This is a genomic window from Variovorax sp. P4_D9, from assembly GCF_056401695.1.
On record NZ_JBFUIU010000031.1, the window covers coordinates 12,500 to 27,819 of the forward strand.

A 15,320-nucleotide genomic window follows, 5' to 3' on the forward strand; every position below is an offset into this window, starting at 1 on the left:
GAGTCACCCATGAAGTTCCCCTGCCCGCTTGCGCCCCTCGCGGCCGCGGCCCTGCTCGCCGTCGGCACCGCCCAGGCCCAGCAGAGCTACAAGATCGCCTACATCGATCCGCTGTCCGGCCCCTTCGCCAACGTCGGCGAGCTGATGCTCACGCACACCCAGTACGCGATCGAGGACATCAACGCCAAGGGCGGCGTGCTCGGCGGCACCAGGCTGCAATTGCTGCAGTTCGACAGCAAGCTGTCGGCGCAGGAGAGCCAGACCGCGCTGCAGGCCGCCATCGACCAGGGCGCGCGCGCCATCGTCACGGGCGGCTCGGGCTCCTCGGTGGTGAGCACACTGGTGCAGGCGGTCAACCGCTGGAACCAGCGCAATCCGGGCAAGGAGCTGCTGGTGCTGAACCACTCCTCGATCGACCCCGAGCTGACCGGCAAGTCCTGCAGCTTCTGGCACTTCCAGACCGACGCCAACACCGCGATGAAGATGAAGGCGATCGCCAACACCATCAAGAAGACGCCCGAGGTCAAGAAGGTCTACCTACTGAACCAGGACTACGCGCACGGAAAGCAGTGGGCCAGCTACGGCCGCCAGCTGGTCGGCCTGGCCCGTCCCGACATCCAGTTCGTCGGCGAGACGCTGCACCCGATCGGCAAGGTCAAGGACTTCGCGCCCTACCTGGCCAACATCAAGCAGTCGGGCGCCGATTCGGTGATCACCGGCAACTGGGGCCAGGACATGACGCTGCTGCTCAAGGCCGCAGGCGATGCCGGCTACGACCTGCACTACTACAACCACAGCGCCGGCTCGGTACCGGGCACGGTGCTGGCGGTGTCGCAGGCCAGGCTGGGCCAGCTGACCTGGGTCGCTGAATGGCATCCCGGCCAGGCCGATTCGCCCAAGGTCGATGCGCTCGCCAGGAGCTACAAGGCCAAGACCGGCAAGGACTTCCTGGCGCCGCGCATCGAGATGACGCCGCGCCTGCTGGCCGCCGCGATCAACAAGGCCGGCAGCACCGACACGACCAAGGTGGCGCTCGCCATGGAAGACCTGAGCTTCGACTCGGTGGTCGGCCCGGTGCGCATGCGCGCCGAGGACCACCAGCTGCTGCTGCCGCAGGTGGTCAACACGATCGCGCCGGTCGACGGCAAGGCGGTCAAGGTCGGCTGGGAAGGCACCCAGTACGGTTTCCGCACCGATGCGATCTACAGCGGCAACGAACTGGCGCAGGGCACCGACTGTAAGATGCCCCGCCCCTGACCTTCAGGGTTGCCGGCTGTCATGCCGGTGCGGTACCGTAGCGGCTCCACCCCAATCTCCCTGGAGACCAGCGCATGACCCGCATCCTTCGACTGATCGGCGCACCGACCGACATCGGCGCCAGCACCCGCGGCGCCGGCATGGGGCCCGATGCGCTGCGGGTGGCGGGCCTTGCCAACACGCTGGCCAGTCTCGGCTTCGAGGTGATCGACGGCGGCAACCTGGCCGGTCCGGGCACGCCGTGGGAGGTGCCGGCCGAAGGGCTGCACCACCTCCCCGAAGTGATCGAATGGAACCGCCTGGTCTATGAAGCGGTTGACCAGGCGCTGGAAGCCAGGCAGCTCCCCGTGCTGCTGGGCGGCGATCACTGCATCGCGGTCGGCTCGATCAGCGCGATCGCCCGGCACGTGCGCCAGCGGCGGCAGAAGCTTCGCGTGCTGTGGCTCGACGCCCATACCGACGTCAACACCGAGACTTCCAGCCCGAGCGGTAACCTGCACGGCATGCCGGTGTCCTGTCTGCTCGGCCACGGGCCGGCGGCACTCACCGGCTGGAGCGGCGAGCCGGCGGCGCTGGCGCACGACGCGATCCGCTTCCTGGGCATCCGCAGCGTCGATGCCGAGGAGAAATCGGCCATCCAGTCGCTCGGCCTCGGTGTCTTCGACATGCGCCACATCGACGAGCACGGCATGCGCACCACCATGACCGAGGCGCTGCAGGACGTCGACGACGACACCCACCTGCACGTGAGCTTCGACCTCGACTGCCTCGACCCCGACTACGCGCCGGGCGTCGGCACCGGCGTGCGCGGCGGCCCGACCTGGCGCGAGATGCAACTCTGCATGGAAATGGTCGCCGACACCGGGCGCCTCGGCTCGCTCGACGTGGTGGAGCTGAACCCGGCGCTGGATGTGCGCAACCGGACCGCCGAGATCGCGGTCGAGCTGATCGAAAGCCTGTTCGGCAAGTCGACCCTGGTGCGTTGACAGCAGCCTGGCTGCCGCAGCGCGCATGTCGAGCCGCTTTCCTACGAAGGAAAGCGTGTTTGACGGCAGCCCGGCGCCGCGCTCGGCGCCTAGAGTGTTTGGCCGAAGGACACGACCATGCCAATCTACGGAATGACCACAGAGGAGCACCCCAGGGGGTTGCGCGTGCTGGTGGTGGAGGACGACCCCGATGCCCTGGCGGCGACCATCGAGATGCTGCGGCTGCTCGGACACTGGGCGACCGGCGTCAGGAGCGCCGAGATCGCCAAGGACCGCTTCTACGAGAAGGCCTTTGACGTGCTGCTGACCGACGTCGGACTGCCGGCCCTGTCGGGCCTCGACCTCGCCGAGAGCCTCCGGAGCCGCCACAACCTAGACCAGCTCGACATCATCTTCGCGACCGGCCGGCCGGCGCCGGCGACGCCAATCCCGGATGCGGTCTGGCTGCAGAAGCCCTTCAGCGTGGCGCAGCTGGAAGCCGCCCTGGCCCGAAGCACCCCCGGGGTCCCTGCCTGAGGATCGTCAGCCGCGCGACGGCGACGGCGGCACCGGCGTGAGCGGCGCCTCGATCAGCGGCTGCGGCGTCACCACCGGCGAGGCCTCGACCGGCTTGCCCTCCGCCGCGGCCGGGAGGAAACGGTCGATCAGCGAGAAGAAGCGGTCGTAGAAGCGCTCGTCGGTCAGCGTTTCGCTCGCCACCTTGACCAGCGCGTCGTCGCTCGAGCTGAAAGGCAGCGACAGCGAGCCGATCGCGCCGACGCCGACGGTGGCGGAGTTGTTGACCTTCTTGATGCCGTAGCGGTCCTGCAGCGCGCTGGCGAAGGCGATGGTGCCRCGCCCCCCGCTCCGGCCATTGCTCTCGCGCGCGCAGACGACCCGGAACTCCACCTCCACGTGCACCTCGGCGGCGGGCTGGAAGCTCTTGCGGCCGGTCACCAGGTCGGCATTGGCCAGGGTCACCATGTAGCCCTGGCTCAGCAGCGCGCGCCGGGCCGCCTCGCAGGTCTGGGCCTCGTTGGCGGCGTAGCTGCGCGTGTGGGTGGTCGTGGAATCGAACTCTTCCGGCTCGTAGGACACCCGTTGCGGCATGTTGAGGCCGCAGCCGGCGACCAGAGACGAGAGCAGCAGCAGCGCGGCGGAGGCGGCGCGGCAGGACGTGAAACGCATGGCAGGCATGGGATGGGCGGAGTGCGGAATGCTAGCAAGCCGCGGGAGCGCGGGCCAGCCTTTGACATGCGGGGCGCTCCGGCGTTCCCTGATCAATCGTCGAAGCGAACGATATGCTGCGCCCGCGCCCGCGTGGCGGCGATGCGCTGCGCGTTGGGCTCGTCGGTCTGCGCCACCCAGGCCAGCGCCGCCTCGCGGCTGCGGCCGAACTGCTGGTGCCGCCGCAACAGGCGCTCCCGGCGCAGTGAATCGTCGACATCCACGTACCAGATTTCGTCGAGCAGCGGCGCCACCCGGGCCCAGGGGCCCTCCTCCAGCAGCAGGTAATTGCCCTCGGTGATGACCAGTCGGGTGTCCGGCCGCACCGCGATCGCCCCGGCGACCGGCTCCTCGATCTCGCGCCGGAACTCGGGCGCATAGACGGTCTCGCCGGCCGGCTGGGCCCGCAGGCGCTGCAGCAGGGCCACGTAGCCGGCGCTGTCGAAGGTGTCGGGAGCGCCCTTGCGAGCGCTGCGCCCGAGCCGCTGCAGTTCCGAATTTGCCAGGTGGAAGCCGTCCATCGGCACCACCTGGGCGCGCCCCGGCACGGCCTCGAGCAGTGCCTGGGCCAGGGTCGACTTGCCCGATCCCGGCGCACCGACGAGCCCGAGCAGGCAGCGCCCACCGCCGGCCAGCAAGGCCTCGATGCGCGCCAGTTCGGCGGCGGGCAAAGCCATCACGGGTACAGACCGCGCTCCTCGCGAGCCATCAGGATCCGCTCGCAGGCCACCGCGTAGGTGGCAGTGCGCAGCGTGATCTTGTGCTTGTCGGCGGTGTCCCAGATGTGGTTAAGCGCGTTCATCATGATGCGGTCGAGCCGCACGTTGATCTCGTCCTCGTCCCAGAAGAAGGAGGAGAAGTCCTGTACCCACTCGAAGTAACTGACCGTGACGCCGCCGGCGTTGCAGATCACGTCGGGCACCACCAGCACGCCGCGCTCGGCCAGGATGTCGTCGGCGCTCGGCACGGTCGGGCCGTTGGCGCCCTCGAGCACCAGCTTGGCCTTGGTCTTCTCGGCCCGCTCGGCCGTAATCTGGCCTTCGAGCGCGGCGGGGATCAGGATGTCGCAGGCGACGTCCCAGAAGGCCTCGTTGTCGACCACCTCGCCGCCCTTGAAGCCGACCACGCCGTCGGTGCGCGAGATCGGCACCAGCTTCGCGAGGTCGAGCCCCTTGTCGTTGACGATGGTGCCGGTGTGGTCCTGCACCGCGACGATCTTGGCGCCGGCCTCGGCGAACAGCTCGGCCGCGACCGAGCCGACGTTGCCGAAGCCCTGCACCGCGATGCGGGCGCCGCGCAGGTCGAGCCCGAGCCGCCGCGCCGCCTCGCGGCCGGTCACAAAGACCCCGCGGCCGGTGGCCTTGACCCGTCCCAGCGAGCCGCCCAGGTGCAGCGGCTTGCCGGTGACGACGCCGGTGGCAGTGCCGCCGACGTTCATCGAATAGGTGTCCATCATCCAGGCCATGATCTGGGCGTTGGTGTTGACGTCGGGCGCCGGGATGTCGGTGTGCGGGCCGATGATGATGCCGATCTCGCTGGTGTAGCGGCGCGTGACCTTTTCCAGTTCCTTCAGCGACAGCTTCTTCGGGTCGACCCGGATGCCGCCCTTGGCGCCGCCGTACGGCAGGTTGACCGCGGCAGTCTTGACCGTCATCCAAGCCGACAGGGCCATCACTTCCTCGAGCGTGACGTCGGGGTGGAAGCGCACGCCGCCCTTGCCCGGCCCGCGCGACAGGCTGTGCTGCACCCGGTAGCCCTCGAAATGGGCGATCGAGCCGTCGTCCATCTCGATCGGCACGTCGACGATCAGCGCGCGCTTCGGGCGCTTGAGGGTCTCGACCCAGCGGGCCAGGCCGCCGAGGTAGGGGACGACGCGATCGACTTGCGACAGGTAGGTGCCCCAGKGGCTGTTGGCGGTCGGCTGGACGTAGGAGAGTTCGGAGCTCATTGCGATCCTTGGTGTTGAACGGGCAGGCGCCACAATAGTCGCGCGGCGCCCGCCGCGCCATGCCTATGCACGTTGCTTTGGCGGTTATGCGATGGCGGCAAGCAGGGCCGCGTTGCCGCCCGCGGCGGTGGTGTTGATGGTGAGCGTCTGCTCGGCGCAGAAACGCAGCAGGTAGTGCGGGCCGCCGGCCTTCGGGCCGGTCCCGCTGAGCCCCTCGCCGCCGAAGGGCTGGACGCCGACGACGGCACCGATGATGTTCCGGTTGACGTAGACATTGCCCACGTGGGCCCGCGCCGCCAGCGTCAGCGCCCGGCTGTCGATACGGGTCTGGATGCCCAGCGTGAGCCCGAAGCCGAGCCGGTTGATGGCGTCGATCACCCCCTGCGGCTCGCCCGACCAGCGCACCACCTGCAGCACCGGGCCGAAGATCTCGGCCGTCACACGGTCGATTGCCGGTACTTCGTAGGCGTGGGGCGGGATCAGGTTTTCAGCCGCCGATGCCGCCGCCGCGGGCGCCAGCAGCACCGTGGCCTCCGAATCCAGCCGCTGCAGGTGGCGCTGGATGTTCTCGAAGGCCTCGCGGTCGATCACCGGGCCGACATCGGTGGCCAGCAGGGCCGGATCGCCGGCGCTCAGTTCCCTTGCCGCGCCGCGGATCATCTCGATCACTGGCTCGGCGATCTCCTCGTGCACCAGCAGCAGGCGCAGCGCCGAGCAGCGCTGGCCGGCCGAGCGGAAGGCGCTCTGCACCACGGCGTCGACCACCTGCTCGGGCAGCGCGCTGGAGTCGACCAGCATCGCGTTGATGCCGCCGGTCTCGGCGATCAGCGGCACGATCGGGCCGTCCTTGGCGGCCAGCGCGCGGTGGATGATCTTCGCCACCTGGGTCGATCCGGTGAAGACGACGCCCGCCACGCCGGGCGCCGCGACCAGCGCGGCGCCAACGGTTTCGCCCGGGCCGTGCAGCAGCTGCAGCGCCCCGGCCGGCACGCCGGCGGCATGCAGCAGCCGCACCGCCTCCAGCGCCACGGCCGGCGTCTGCTCGGCCGGCTTGGCCAGCACGGTGTTGCCGGTCGCCAGCGCGGCCGCCACCTGACCCAGGAAGATCGCCAGCGGGAAATTCCAGGGGCTGATGCAGACCCAGGGGCCGCGGCCGGTCAAGCGCAGCTCGTTGCTCTCGCCGGTCGGTCCGGGCAGCGCGACCGGCTGCATCAGCCGCTCGGCCTCGTCGGCGTAGTAGCGCAGGAAGTCGACCGCCTCGCGGACCTCGGCCACCGCGTCGCCCCAGGTCTTGAAGGCCTCCTTCACCAGCAGGGCGCAGAAGCGCGGCAGCCCGGCCTGCAGCGCATCGGCCGCATGGCGCAGCGCGGCGGCGCGCTGCGCCACCGGCGAGCGGGTCCAGGCGCGGTAGGCGGCGGCCGCGCTCGCGACGGCCTCCTCGGCCCGCTGCGCGTCGAATTCAGGCACCTTCGGCACCACGGTATCGGCGTAGGCGGCCCACAGCGGGGCTCGCATCGATTCCACCGCGAGGTCGACGCCGCTGCTGTTGCGCCGCGCGGGCGCCAGGCCGTAGAGCTCGGGCGGCAGCGGCAGCGAGGGATGGYGATCGAGCCACAGCGGCGAGACCAGCAGCTCGTCCATGCCGACCGACTCGTCGCCGAGCTGGTTCACGAAGGAGGAATTGGCGCCGTTCTCGAGCAGCCGGCGCACCAGGTAGGCCAGCAGGTCCTTGTGGCGGCCGACCGGCGCGTAGACGCGCACCGGCACGGCGCTGCTCTTCATGACCTCTCGGTAGATTCCTTCGCCCATTCCGTGCAGTCGCTGCAGCTCGAACGGTGTATCGCCCGCCATCCGCAGGATCGCCGCGATGGTGCCCGCGTTGTGCGTCGCGAACTGCGGATAGATCGCATCCGGCGCCGCCAGCAGCGCCCGCGCGCAGGCCAGGTAGCTCAGGTCGGTGTGGTGCTTGTGCGTGAACACCGGGTAGTGCGGCAGCCCCAGCTCCTGGGCGCGCTTGATCTCGGCGTCCCAGTAGGCGCCCTTGACCAGCCGGCACATCAGCCGCAGCCCGTGCTTGCGGGCGATCCCGGCCACGTGCTCGATGAGTTCCAGCGCGCGCGTCTGGTAGGCCTGCATCGCCAGGCCGAAGCCGCGCCACTGGGGCTTCTCGGCCGCCACATTCTCGGCCAGCGCCTCGAAGACGTCGAGCGAGAGTTCGAGCCGGTCGACCTCCTCGGCGTCGATCGTGAGGTTCAGGTTGGCATCGGCCGCCAGCACGCACAGCTGCCAGACGCGCGGCACCAGTTCGCGCATCACGCGCTCGCGCTGGGCGTCCTCGTAGCGCGGATGCAGCGCGCTGAGCTTGATCGAGATGCCGTCGTTGTGCTCCGGCGTGCCGGCGCGGTCGGCGCCGGTGGCGATCGACTGGATCGCGTTGACGTAGCTGTCGAGGTAGCGCAACGCATCGGCGTCGGTGCGCGCGCCCTCGCCGAGCATGTCGTAGCTGAAGCGCAGCGCGGCGTGCTTCTTGTGGGCCGAGCGGGCCTCGGCCATGCCCTCCTCGATGGTCTGGCCGAGCACGAACTGGCGCCCCAACAGCTGAACTGCGCGCAGGGTCGCGGCGACCACGGTGCGGGCGCCCAGCCTGGCCATCAGGCCCGGTTCGGCCTTCGCGCCGGGCAGGAACTTCTTCGACAACGCGATCGCCGACGAAGACAGGCGCGCCAGGGTCGAGTCGGCGCTGCTCTCGAAGTTGGCGCGCCCCAGCTGGTCGGCGGTCAGCGCGATGGCGGTCTCGGCGTCCGGCACGCGCAGCAGCGCCTCGGCCAGCCGCATCAGCGCAAGGCCCTCGGCGCTCGAGATCGGGTATTCGCGCAACAGGCTTTCCATGGCCCAGAACGGCGGCGGGCTGTGGCGCACGGCGCGCACCCAGGGCGTCGCAAGGGGCACGATGGACGTCCAGTCGAGGGCGCCCATCAGCGAGGCGAGGCGGTGCGAGACGATGTCGGCTTCGGGCCGGTAGGGGCTGGGCAGGCGCATGGCGAAAAACTCCGGTGGTCGATGGAAGCGATGGTCCGCCTTCCTGTGCCGAGTTATTCACCAAAAATTGCGTTTCAACCGGATAATCCACCAGTGACCAACGAATCACCCGCCGATATCGACCGCATCGACATGAAAATCCTGAAGGTTCTTCAGGAGGACGGCCGGATTTCGAATCTCAAGCTGGCCGAGGCCGTCGCGCTCTCGCCGACGGCCGTGCTGGCCCGGGTGCAGCGCCTCGCGCGCGACGGCTTCATCCTCGGCTACGAGGCCCGGCTCGATCCGCACAAGCTGGGCCGCGGCTTCACGGTGTTCGTCGAGGTGCTGCTCGACCGCACCACGCCCAACGTCTTCGACGAGTTCAAGGCCGCGGTGCAGGTGCGCGACGAGATCATGGAATGCCACATGGTCGCGGGCGGCTTCGACTACCTGCTCAAGACCCGCATGGCCGACATGGCGGCCTACCGCGACTTCGCCGGCACGGTGCTGTGGCAACTGCCTGGCGTGCGCGAGACGCGGACCTATGCGGTGATGGAAGAGGTGAAGAGCAGCGCGCGGATTCCGCTGCCGGGCTAACGCTAAGGCTCTGCGGAACGCTGGCCGAGCAGATAGTCGACGAACACGCGCACCCGCAACGGCACGAAGCGCCGGTGCGGATACAACAGGCTGTGCGGCCGCGAACGGCCGCTGAAGTCCTTCAAAAGCTCGACCAGCCGGCCCGTGCGCAAGTCCTCCTCGACCACGAAGCGATAGACCTGGAACACACCCGCGCCGTAGCGCGCCAGCGTGGCGCCGGCGACCACGTCGTCCGAGCATGCATAACCGCCGGTGGTCTGCAGATCGAGGTCCTGCCCGTGCTGCCGGAACAGCCACGGGACGGTGCGCCCGCTGCTGGGCAGTTCGAACTGGATGCACTCATGGGCCCGCAGGTCATCGAGAGTCGAGGGCGTTCCGTGGCGCTTCAGGTACTCGGGCGAAGCGACGACAACCAGCGGCGTGTCCTCCAGATGCCGTGCCACCAGCGTCGAGTCGCCCGTCGCCCGCGCCCGTACCGCCAGGTCGTAGCCCTCTTCCGCGAAGTCGATGTTGCGGTTGCTGACGTTGACCTCGACCTTCACCTCCGGATAGCGCTCGCGGAATGCCGGCACGAGCGGCAGCAGGCGGTAGTGGCCGTAGGTGGTCGGCGCGCTGATGCGCAGCAGGCCGGACGGCGCGAGCTGGTGGCCGCTGACCTCCCGCTCGGCTTCGACCAGTTGGTTCAGGGCCTGCCGGCACTGCTCGAAATACCCGCGCCCCGCCTCGGTCAGACGCATCTGGCGCGTCGTCCGCGTGAAGAGCCGCACGCCGAGCCGCTGTTCCAGCCGCGAGACCGAACGGCTGACGGCCGCAGGCGTCACCGATGCGGTCGCCGCCGCGGCCGTGAAGCTGCCTTGCTCGGCGGCGAGACAGAACAGTTCGATGCTGCCCAGCATCACGTCGTCGAACTGTCGGTTCATGAGGTGTGGCTCGCTTTATTCATTACATCATGTACTCGTAGATGTTCACCAAACCTACTTTAAGCCATAAAAGAACATCAATAAAGTCGAGACAACAGATCCAGCGAGCCCGCCGAGGTCTGTCAACCCTCCACTTCAAAGGACTGTTCTCATGACCTCCAATGTTTCCAAGGTCGCCGTCATCACAGGCGCCTCCAGCGGCATCGGTGCAGCGCTCGTCAAGGCCTATCGCCAAGCCGGTTTCCGGGTCGTCGCCAACTCGCGTTCGATCGGCGCCAGCGCCGATCCGGACATCTTGGCGATCGCGGGCGACGCCGCGGACCGCGCGACGGCCGACCGGATCTTCAGCGAGGGTGTGGATCGCTTCGGCCGCATCGACACGCTGGTCAACAACGCCGGCATCTTCACGGCCAAGCCGTTCACCCAGTTCACCAGCGAGGACTGGGCGGCGAACATCGGCACCAACCTGGCCAGTTTCTTCCACATCAGCCAACTGGCCCTGAAGCGGATGGAAGCGCAGGGCTCGGGCCACATCGTCCAGATCACGACGAGCCTCGCCGAGCAGCCGATCAAAGGCGTCCCGTCGGTTCTGGCCTCGCTGACCAAAGGCGGGCTGAACGCCGCCACCAAGTCGCTGGCCATCGAGTACGCGTCGCGTGGCATTCGCGTGAATGCGGTCTCGCCCGGCATCATCAAGACGCCGATGCATCCGGCGGAGACCCACGCCACGCTCAACGGCCTGCATCCGCTGGGCCGGATGGGTGAAATCGGAGAGATCGTCGACGCCGTACTGTTCCTCGAGAAGGCTTCATTCGTGACGGGCGAGATCCTTCACGTCGACGGCGGGCAGGCCGCAGGCCACTGGTGAGATTCGCCCCTAGCAACGAACGGTGACACGACATGCCCTACATCAAGATCGAAATCACGCGCGAAGGCGTGACGCAGGAACAGAAGCGGCAGCTGATCGCCGGCGCCACGGAGCTGATGGTGCGTGTGCTGGACAAGGACCCGGCCACCACCTTCGTGGTGATCGACGAGGTGGATCTCGACAACTGGGGCGTGGGCGGACGCCCCGTCGCCGAGTTTCGCCGCGAGCAAGCCGCGGGCCGGCGCAGCTGAGGGGCTGGTTCGAAGAGAGAAGCCCCCGGGCCGCCTAGCGCTGGCCGAAGATCGCAGTGCCGATGCGAACCATGGTGCTGCCGGCTGCGACCGCGGCTTCGAGGTCGCCCGACATTCCCAAGGAGAGCGTGTCGAGCTCGATGCCGGCCGCCCGGATCTGCGCGAACAGCGCCGCGGCGCGCAGGAACAGCGCCCGCTGCGCCTCGAAATCCAGCGCCGGCTCGGGGATCGCCATCAGCCCGCGCAGCCGCAAACGTGGCAAAGCCGCCACGGTCTGCGCCAGCGCCAGGGCCTCTTCCGGCGACACGCCCGACTTGTTGGCGCCGCCGTCGACATTCACCTGCAGGCAGACCTGCAGCGGCGGCAAGTGCGCCGGCCGCTGCTCGGCCAGACGCTCGGCGATCTTCAGGCGGTCGATGCTGTGCACCCAGTCGAAATGTTCGGCCACCACCCGCGTCTTGTTGCTCTGCAGGGGGCCGATGCAGTGCCATTCGAGTTGCGCACGCAGGTCGGCCAACGCCTCGATCTTGGCCACGCCCTCCTGGACATAGTTCTCGCCGAAGGCAGTCTGGCCGGCCGCATGCGCCGCACGCACCGCCTCGGCATCGAAGGTCTTCGACACCGCGAGCAAGCGCACGCTCGCCGGATCGCGTCCGGCAGCCGTGCAGGCGGTCACGATCCGCACCCGAACTTGCTGGAGCTTGTCGCCAATCATCGTCATAATCTTCAAAGTCGTATCAAAACGTCACCGAGGAATTGCGTGGACATTACCCAACTGCTCGCCTTCAGCGTCAAGAACAAGGCGTCCGACCTGCATCTCTCGGCCGGGCTGCCGCCCATGATCCGGGTCCACGGCGACGTACGCCGCATCAATGTCGACGCGCTGGACCACAAGGCGGTGCACGCGATGGTGTACGACATCATGAGCGACACCCATCGCAAGCACTACGAAGAATTCCTGGAAGTCGACTTTTCGTTCGAGATCGACGGCTTGGCGCGCTTCCGGGTCAACGCCTTCAACCAGTCGCGCGGCGCGGCGGCGGTGTTCCGGACCATTCCGTCGAAGATCCTCACGCTCGAGCAGCTCAACGCACCGAAGATTTTCGGCGATCTGGCGCTCAAGCCGCGCGGCCTGGTGCTGGTGACCGGCCCGACCGGCTCGGGCAAGTCGACCACGCTGGCGGCGATGATCAACTTCCTGAACGAGACCGAGTACGGCCACATCCTCACGGTCGAAGACCCGATCGAGTTTGTCCACGACTCCAAGAAGTGCCTGATCAACCAGCGCGAGGTCGGGCCGATGACGCTGTCCTTCGCCAACGCGCTGCGCTCGGCGCTTCGCGAGGACCCGGACGCGATCCTGGTCGGCGAAATGCGCGACCTCGAGACCATCCGGCTCGCGATGACCGCGGCCGAGACCGGCCACCTGGTGTTCGGCACGCTGCACACCTCGTCGGCCGCCAAGACCATCGACCGGATCATCGACGTCTTCCCCGGCGAAGAAAAGGAAATGATCCGCGCCATGCTGTCGGAGTCGCTGCAGGCGGTGGTTTCGCAGACACTTTGCAAGACCAAGGACGGCCAGGGCCGAGTGGCGGCGCACGAGATCATGCTGGGAACGCCCGCCATCCGCAACCTGATCCGCGAGGGCAAGGTGGCGCAGATGTATTCGTCGATCCAGACCGGCAGCGGCCAGGGCATGCAGACGCTCGACCAGAACCTGACCGACCTGGTGCGCCGCAATGTCATTTCCTCCGCGGAAGCGCGCGGAAAGGCCAAGATCCCCGAGAATTTCCCGGGCTGAGCTCGCAGCCCTGCAGCAGCCGCAACGGAGTACCGTCATGGAACGCGATCAAGCCAGCCAGTTCATCAACGACCTGCTGAAGCTCATGGTGAGCCGCAACGGCAGCGACCTGTTCATCACGGCCGAATTCCCGCCCGCGATCAAGGTCGACGGCAAGATCACCAAGGTGTCAGCCCAGTCGCTCGGCGCCCAGCACACGCTGGCGCTCACGCGTTCGATCATGAACGACCGCCAGACGGCCGAGTTCGAACGTACCAAGGAGTGCAACTTCGCGATCTCGCCGACCGGCATCGGCCGCTTCCGCGTCAATGCCTTCGTGCAGCAGGGCAAGGTCGGCATGGTGCTGCGGACCATCCCGGCCAAGCTGCCGAGCATCGACGCGCTGGGCATGCCACAGGTGCTCAAGGACATCGCGATGACCAAGCGCGGCCTGACCATCATGGTCGGCGCCACCGGCTCTGGCAAGTCGACCACGCTGGCGGCCATGATCGACTGGCGCAACGAGAATTCCTACGGCCACATCGTGACGGTCGAGGACCCGGTCGAGTTCGTGCACCCGCACAAGAACTGCGTCGTGACCCAGCGCGAGGTCGGCATCGACACCGACAGCTGGGAGGCGGCGCTCAAGAACACGCTGCGCCAGGCTCCCGACGTCATCCTGATGGGCGAGATCCGCGACCGCGAGACGATGGAGCACGCGGTGGCCTTCGCCGAGACCGGCCACCTGTGCATGGCCACCTTGCACGCCAACAGCGCCAACCAGGCGCTCGACCGGATCATCAACTTCTTCCCCGAGGAGCGCCGCGCCCAGCTGCTGATGGACCTGTCGCTCAACCTTCGCTCCCTGATCTCGCAGCGGCTGATCCCGACCGAGGACGGCCACGGCCGCATCGCCGCGGTCGAGATCCTGCTGAACACGCCGCTGGTCTCCGACATGATCTTCAAGGGCGAGGTCGGCGAGATCAAGGAGATCATGCGGAAGAGCCGCAACCTGGGCATGCAGACCTTCGACCAGGCGCTGTTCGACCTCTTCGAGGGCAACGCGATCAGCTTCGACGACGCGATCCGCAACGCCGACTCGGCCAACGACCTGCGCCTGCAGATCAAGCTCAACAGCCAGCGCGCGCGCAGCACTGACCTCTCGGCCGGGACGGAGCACTTCGCGATCGTTTGAAGCTCGCGCTAAGCTTGGGGCCATGACGAGCCTCAACCCCAAAACCTACGACCCCATCCCTTCCCAGAAGGTCGCCTTCCTCGGCCTCGGCGTGATGGGCTATCCCATGGCCGGCCACCTCGCGCTGGCGGGCCACCACGTCACGGTCTACAACCGCAGCGCCGGCAAGGCCCACGACTGGGAGCAGGAATTCGCCCCGCAGGCCTCGGCGTCGGTGAGCCACTCGGCCACGCCACATGGCGCGGCCTCCAATGCCGACATCGTGTTCTGCTGCGTCGGCAACGACGACGACCTGCGCTCGGTGGTACTGGGCGAGAACGGCGCCTTCGCGGGCATGGCCCCCGGCGCGGTCTTCGTCGACCACACGACCGCCTCGGCCGATGTCGCGCGCGAGCTGTCGAAGGCGGCGATCGAACGCGGCCTGCAGTTCATCGACGCGCCGGTTTCCGGCGGCCAGGCCGGCGCCCAGAACGGCGCGCTGACCGTGATGTGCGGCGGCGACTCGGCCACCTTCGACAAAGTCAAGCCGGTGATCGCGGCCTTCGCGCGCGCCGTCACGCTACTCGGCCAGAGCGGCGCCGGCCAACTCGCCAAGATGGTCAACCAGATCGCGATCGCCGGGCTGGTGCAGGGCCTGTCGGAGGCCATCGCCTTCGGCCAGCGCGCGGGGCTCGACATGAACGAGGTGCTGGCCGTGATCGGCAAGGGCGCCGCCCAGAGCTGGCAGATGGACAACCGCGGCAAGAMCATGATCGAAGGCAAGTTCGACTACGGCTTCGCGGTCGACTGGATGCGCAAGGATCTCGGCCTGGTACTCGACGAGGCCAGGCGCAACGGCGCCCGGCTGCCGGTGACCGCGCTGGTCGACCAGTTMTATGCCGACGTGCAGCAGGCCGGCGGCCGGCGCTGGGACACTTCGAGCCTGATCACCCGGCTCAAGTAGGGCTTCAGCGTATCGGCGAGGTCGTGACGCCGCCACCGGCCGGCGGCGTCGACGACGAGGGCAGCGGCTCCATCGGCGGCAGCGGCACGTTCGAGCGCGAGGCCGGCGCGCTGCCCGACGACGAGCCGGTGCCTCCGGGCTGACCCTGCTGTTGCTGCTGTTGCAGCTGGTTCTGCAGTTCCGCTTCGCTGACGATCTCGACCACCCGCACCACCTTCGTGACGCCCGCGACGCCGCGCGCGATGTCGGTCGCGCGATCGGTCTCGCGACGGGTCGCGATGCCCATCAGGTAGACCGTGCCGCGCTCGGTCACGACCTTGAACGAATTGGCGAAGATGTCCTTGGCAT

Annotated in this window: 16 protein-coding genes; 9 read left to right on the top strand and 7 right to left on the bottom strand. The window is 68.2% G+C overall.

Going from position 1 to position 15,320, the window contains the following annotated elements:
• The first annotated feature begins 9 nt into the window (after positions 1–9).
• The 3 genes from AC1DY5_RS05775 (at position 10) to AC1DY5_RS05785 (ending at position 2,759) form a co-directional block, all read left to right on the top strand.
• Positions 10–1,257 carry a branched-chain amino acid ABC transporter substrate-binding protein gene (locus tag AC1DY5_RS05775; RefSeq protein WP_478109523.1) on the top strand — a complete coding sequence of 416 codons (1,248 nt, stop codon included), beginning with the start codon at positions 10–12 and terminating at the stop codon, positions 1,255–1,257.
• A 74-nt stretch (positions 1,258–1,331) separates the two neighbouring features.
• The gene (gene rocF / locus AC1DY5_RS05780) at positions 1,332–2,243 is read left to right on the top strand and encodes an arginase (protein ID WP_478109525.1); all 912 of its coding nucleotides are present in this window, start codon (positions 1,332–1,334) and stop codon (positions 2,241–2,243) included.
• A 117-nt stretch (positions 2,244–2,360) separates the two neighbouring features.
• Entirely contained in the window at positions 2,361–2,759 is a 399-nt protein-coding gene (locus tag AC1DY5_RS05785; protein ID WP_478109527.1) for a response regulator, read from the top strand.
• A gap of 6 nt (positions 2,760–2,765) precedes the next feature.
• On the opposite strand, the gene AC1DY5_RS05790 is transcribed toward AC1DY5_RS05785, so the two are convergent.
• The 4 genes from AC1DY5_RS05790 to AC1DY5_RS05805 all read right to left on the bottom strand — a co-directional run bounded on the left by AC1DY5_RS05790 (position 2,766) and on the right by AC1DY5_RS05805 (position 8,436).
• Entirely contained in the window at positions 2,766–3,410 is a 645-nt protein-coding gene (locus AC1DY5_RS05790) for a DUF2242 domain-containing protein (RefSeq protein ID WP_478109529.1), read from the bottom strand.
• Between the two features lie 92 nt (positions 3,411–3,502).
• On the bottom strand, positions 3,503–4,126 hold the full coding sequence (locus AC1DY5_RS05795) for a nucleoside/nucleotide kinase family protein (RefSeq protein ID WP_478109555.1): 624 nt from the start codon (positions 4,124–4,126) through the stop codon (positions 3,503–3,505).
• Complete coding sequence (locus tag AC1DY5_RS05800) at positions 4,126–5,397, bottom strand: Glu/Leu/Phe/Val family dehydrogenase (protein ID WP_478109531.1); 1,272 nt, start codon at positions 5,395–5,397, stop codon at positions 4,126–4,128. Before AC1DY5_RS05800 ends, AC1DY5_RS05795 begins: the two co-directional genes overlap by 1 nt.
• A gap of 84 nt (positions 5,398–5,481) precedes the next feature.
• The gene (locus AC1DY5_RS05805; RefSeq protein WP_478109533.1) at positions 5,482–8,436 is read right to left on the bottom strand and encodes an L-glutamate gamma-semialdehyde dehydrogenase; all 2,955 of its coding nucleotides are present in this window, start codon (positions 8,434–8,436) and stop codon (positions 5,482–5,484) included.
• A 93-nt stretch (positions 8,437–8,529) separates the two neighbouring features.
• Between AC1DY5_RS05805 and AC1DY5_RS05810 the strand changes: the two genes are divergently transcribed.
• Positions 8,530–9,012: an Lrp/AsnC ligand binding domain-containing protein gene (locus tag AC1DY5_RS05810; protein WP_478109535.1), complete on the top strand. Its 483-nt coding sequence runs from the start codon at positions 8,530–8,532 to the stop codon at positions 9,010–9,012.
• Between the two features lie 2 nt (positions 9,013–9,014).
• Here AC1DY5_RS05810 and AC1DY5_RS05815 read toward each other — a convergent pair whose 3' ends face one another.
• Positions 9,015–9,932, bottom strand: a complete 918-nt coding sequence (locus AC1DY5_RS05815; RefSeq protein ID WP_478109537.1) for a LysR family transcriptional regulator — start codon at positions 9,930–9,932, stop codon at positions 9,015–9,017.
• Positions 9,933–10,083: 151 nt separating this feature from the next.
• Here AC1DY5_RS05815 and AC1DY5_RS05820 point away from each other — a divergent pair, with 151 nt between their 5' ends.
• Both AC1DY5_RS05820 and AC1DY5_RS05825 read left to right on the top strand, forming a co-directional pair.
• Positions 10,084–10,800 carry an SDR family NAD(P)-dependent oxidoreductase gene (locus AC1DY5_RS05820; RefSeq protein ID WP_478109539.1) on the top strand — a complete coding sequence of 239 codons (717 nt, stop codon included), beginning with the start codon at positions 10,084–10,086 and terminating at the stop codon, positions 10,798–10,800.
• A gap of 32 nt (positions 10,801–10,832) precedes the next feature.
• Positions 10,833–11,051, top strand: coding sequence for a tautomerase family protein (locus AC1DY5_RS05825; RefSeq protein WP_478109541.1), 219 nt, complete (start codon positions 10,833–10,835; stop codon positions 11,049–11,051).
• Between the two features lie 34 nt (positions 11,052–11,085).
• On the opposite strand, the gene AC1DY5_RS05830 is transcribed toward AC1DY5_RS05825, so the two are convergent.
• Positions 11,086–11,772: a YggS family pyridoxal phosphate-dependent enzyme gene (locus AC1DY5_RS05830; protein WP_478109543.1), complete on the bottom strand. Its 687-nt coding sequence runs from the start codon at positions 11,770–11,772 to the stop codon at positions 11,086–11,088.
• Between the two features lie 39 nt (positions 11,773–11,811).
• Here AC1DY5_RS05830 and AC1DY5_RS05835 point away from each other — a divergent pair, with 39 nt between their 5' ends.
• From AC1DY5_RS05835 to AC1DY5_RS05845, 3 genes are read left to right on the top strand one after another with little or no spacing between them, the layout of a single operon-like run.
• Positions 11,812–12,855 (top strand): type IV pilus twitching motility protein PilT, encoded by a 1,044-nt coding sequence (locus AC1DY5_RS05835; RefSeq protein WP_478109545.1) that lies wholly within the window; start codon positions 11,812–11,814, stop codon positions 12,853–12,855.
• A gap of 37 nt (positions 12,856–12,892) precedes the next feature.
• Positions 12,893–14,029: a PilT/PilU family type 4a pilus ATPase gene (locus AC1DY5_RS05840; protein ID WP_478109548.1), complete on the top strand. Its 1,137-nt coding sequence runs from the start codon at positions 12,893–12,895 to the stop codon at positions 14,027–14,029.
• 22 nt (positions 14,030–14,051) lie between these two features.
• A complete protein-coding gene (locus AC1DY5_RS05845) occupies positions 14,052–14,972 on the top strand; it encodes an NAD(P)-dependent oxidoreductase (protein ID WP_478109550.1) in 921 nt (306 codons plus the stop codon).
• A gap of 4 nt (positions 14,973–14,976) precedes the next feature.
• Here AC1DY5_RS05845 and AC1DY5_RS05850 read toward each other — a convergent pair.
• Positions 14,977–15,320: BON domain-containing protein (locus AC1DY5_RS05850; RefSeq protein WP_478109552.1), on the bottom strand; the 344-nt coding region annotated here is incomplete at its 5' end.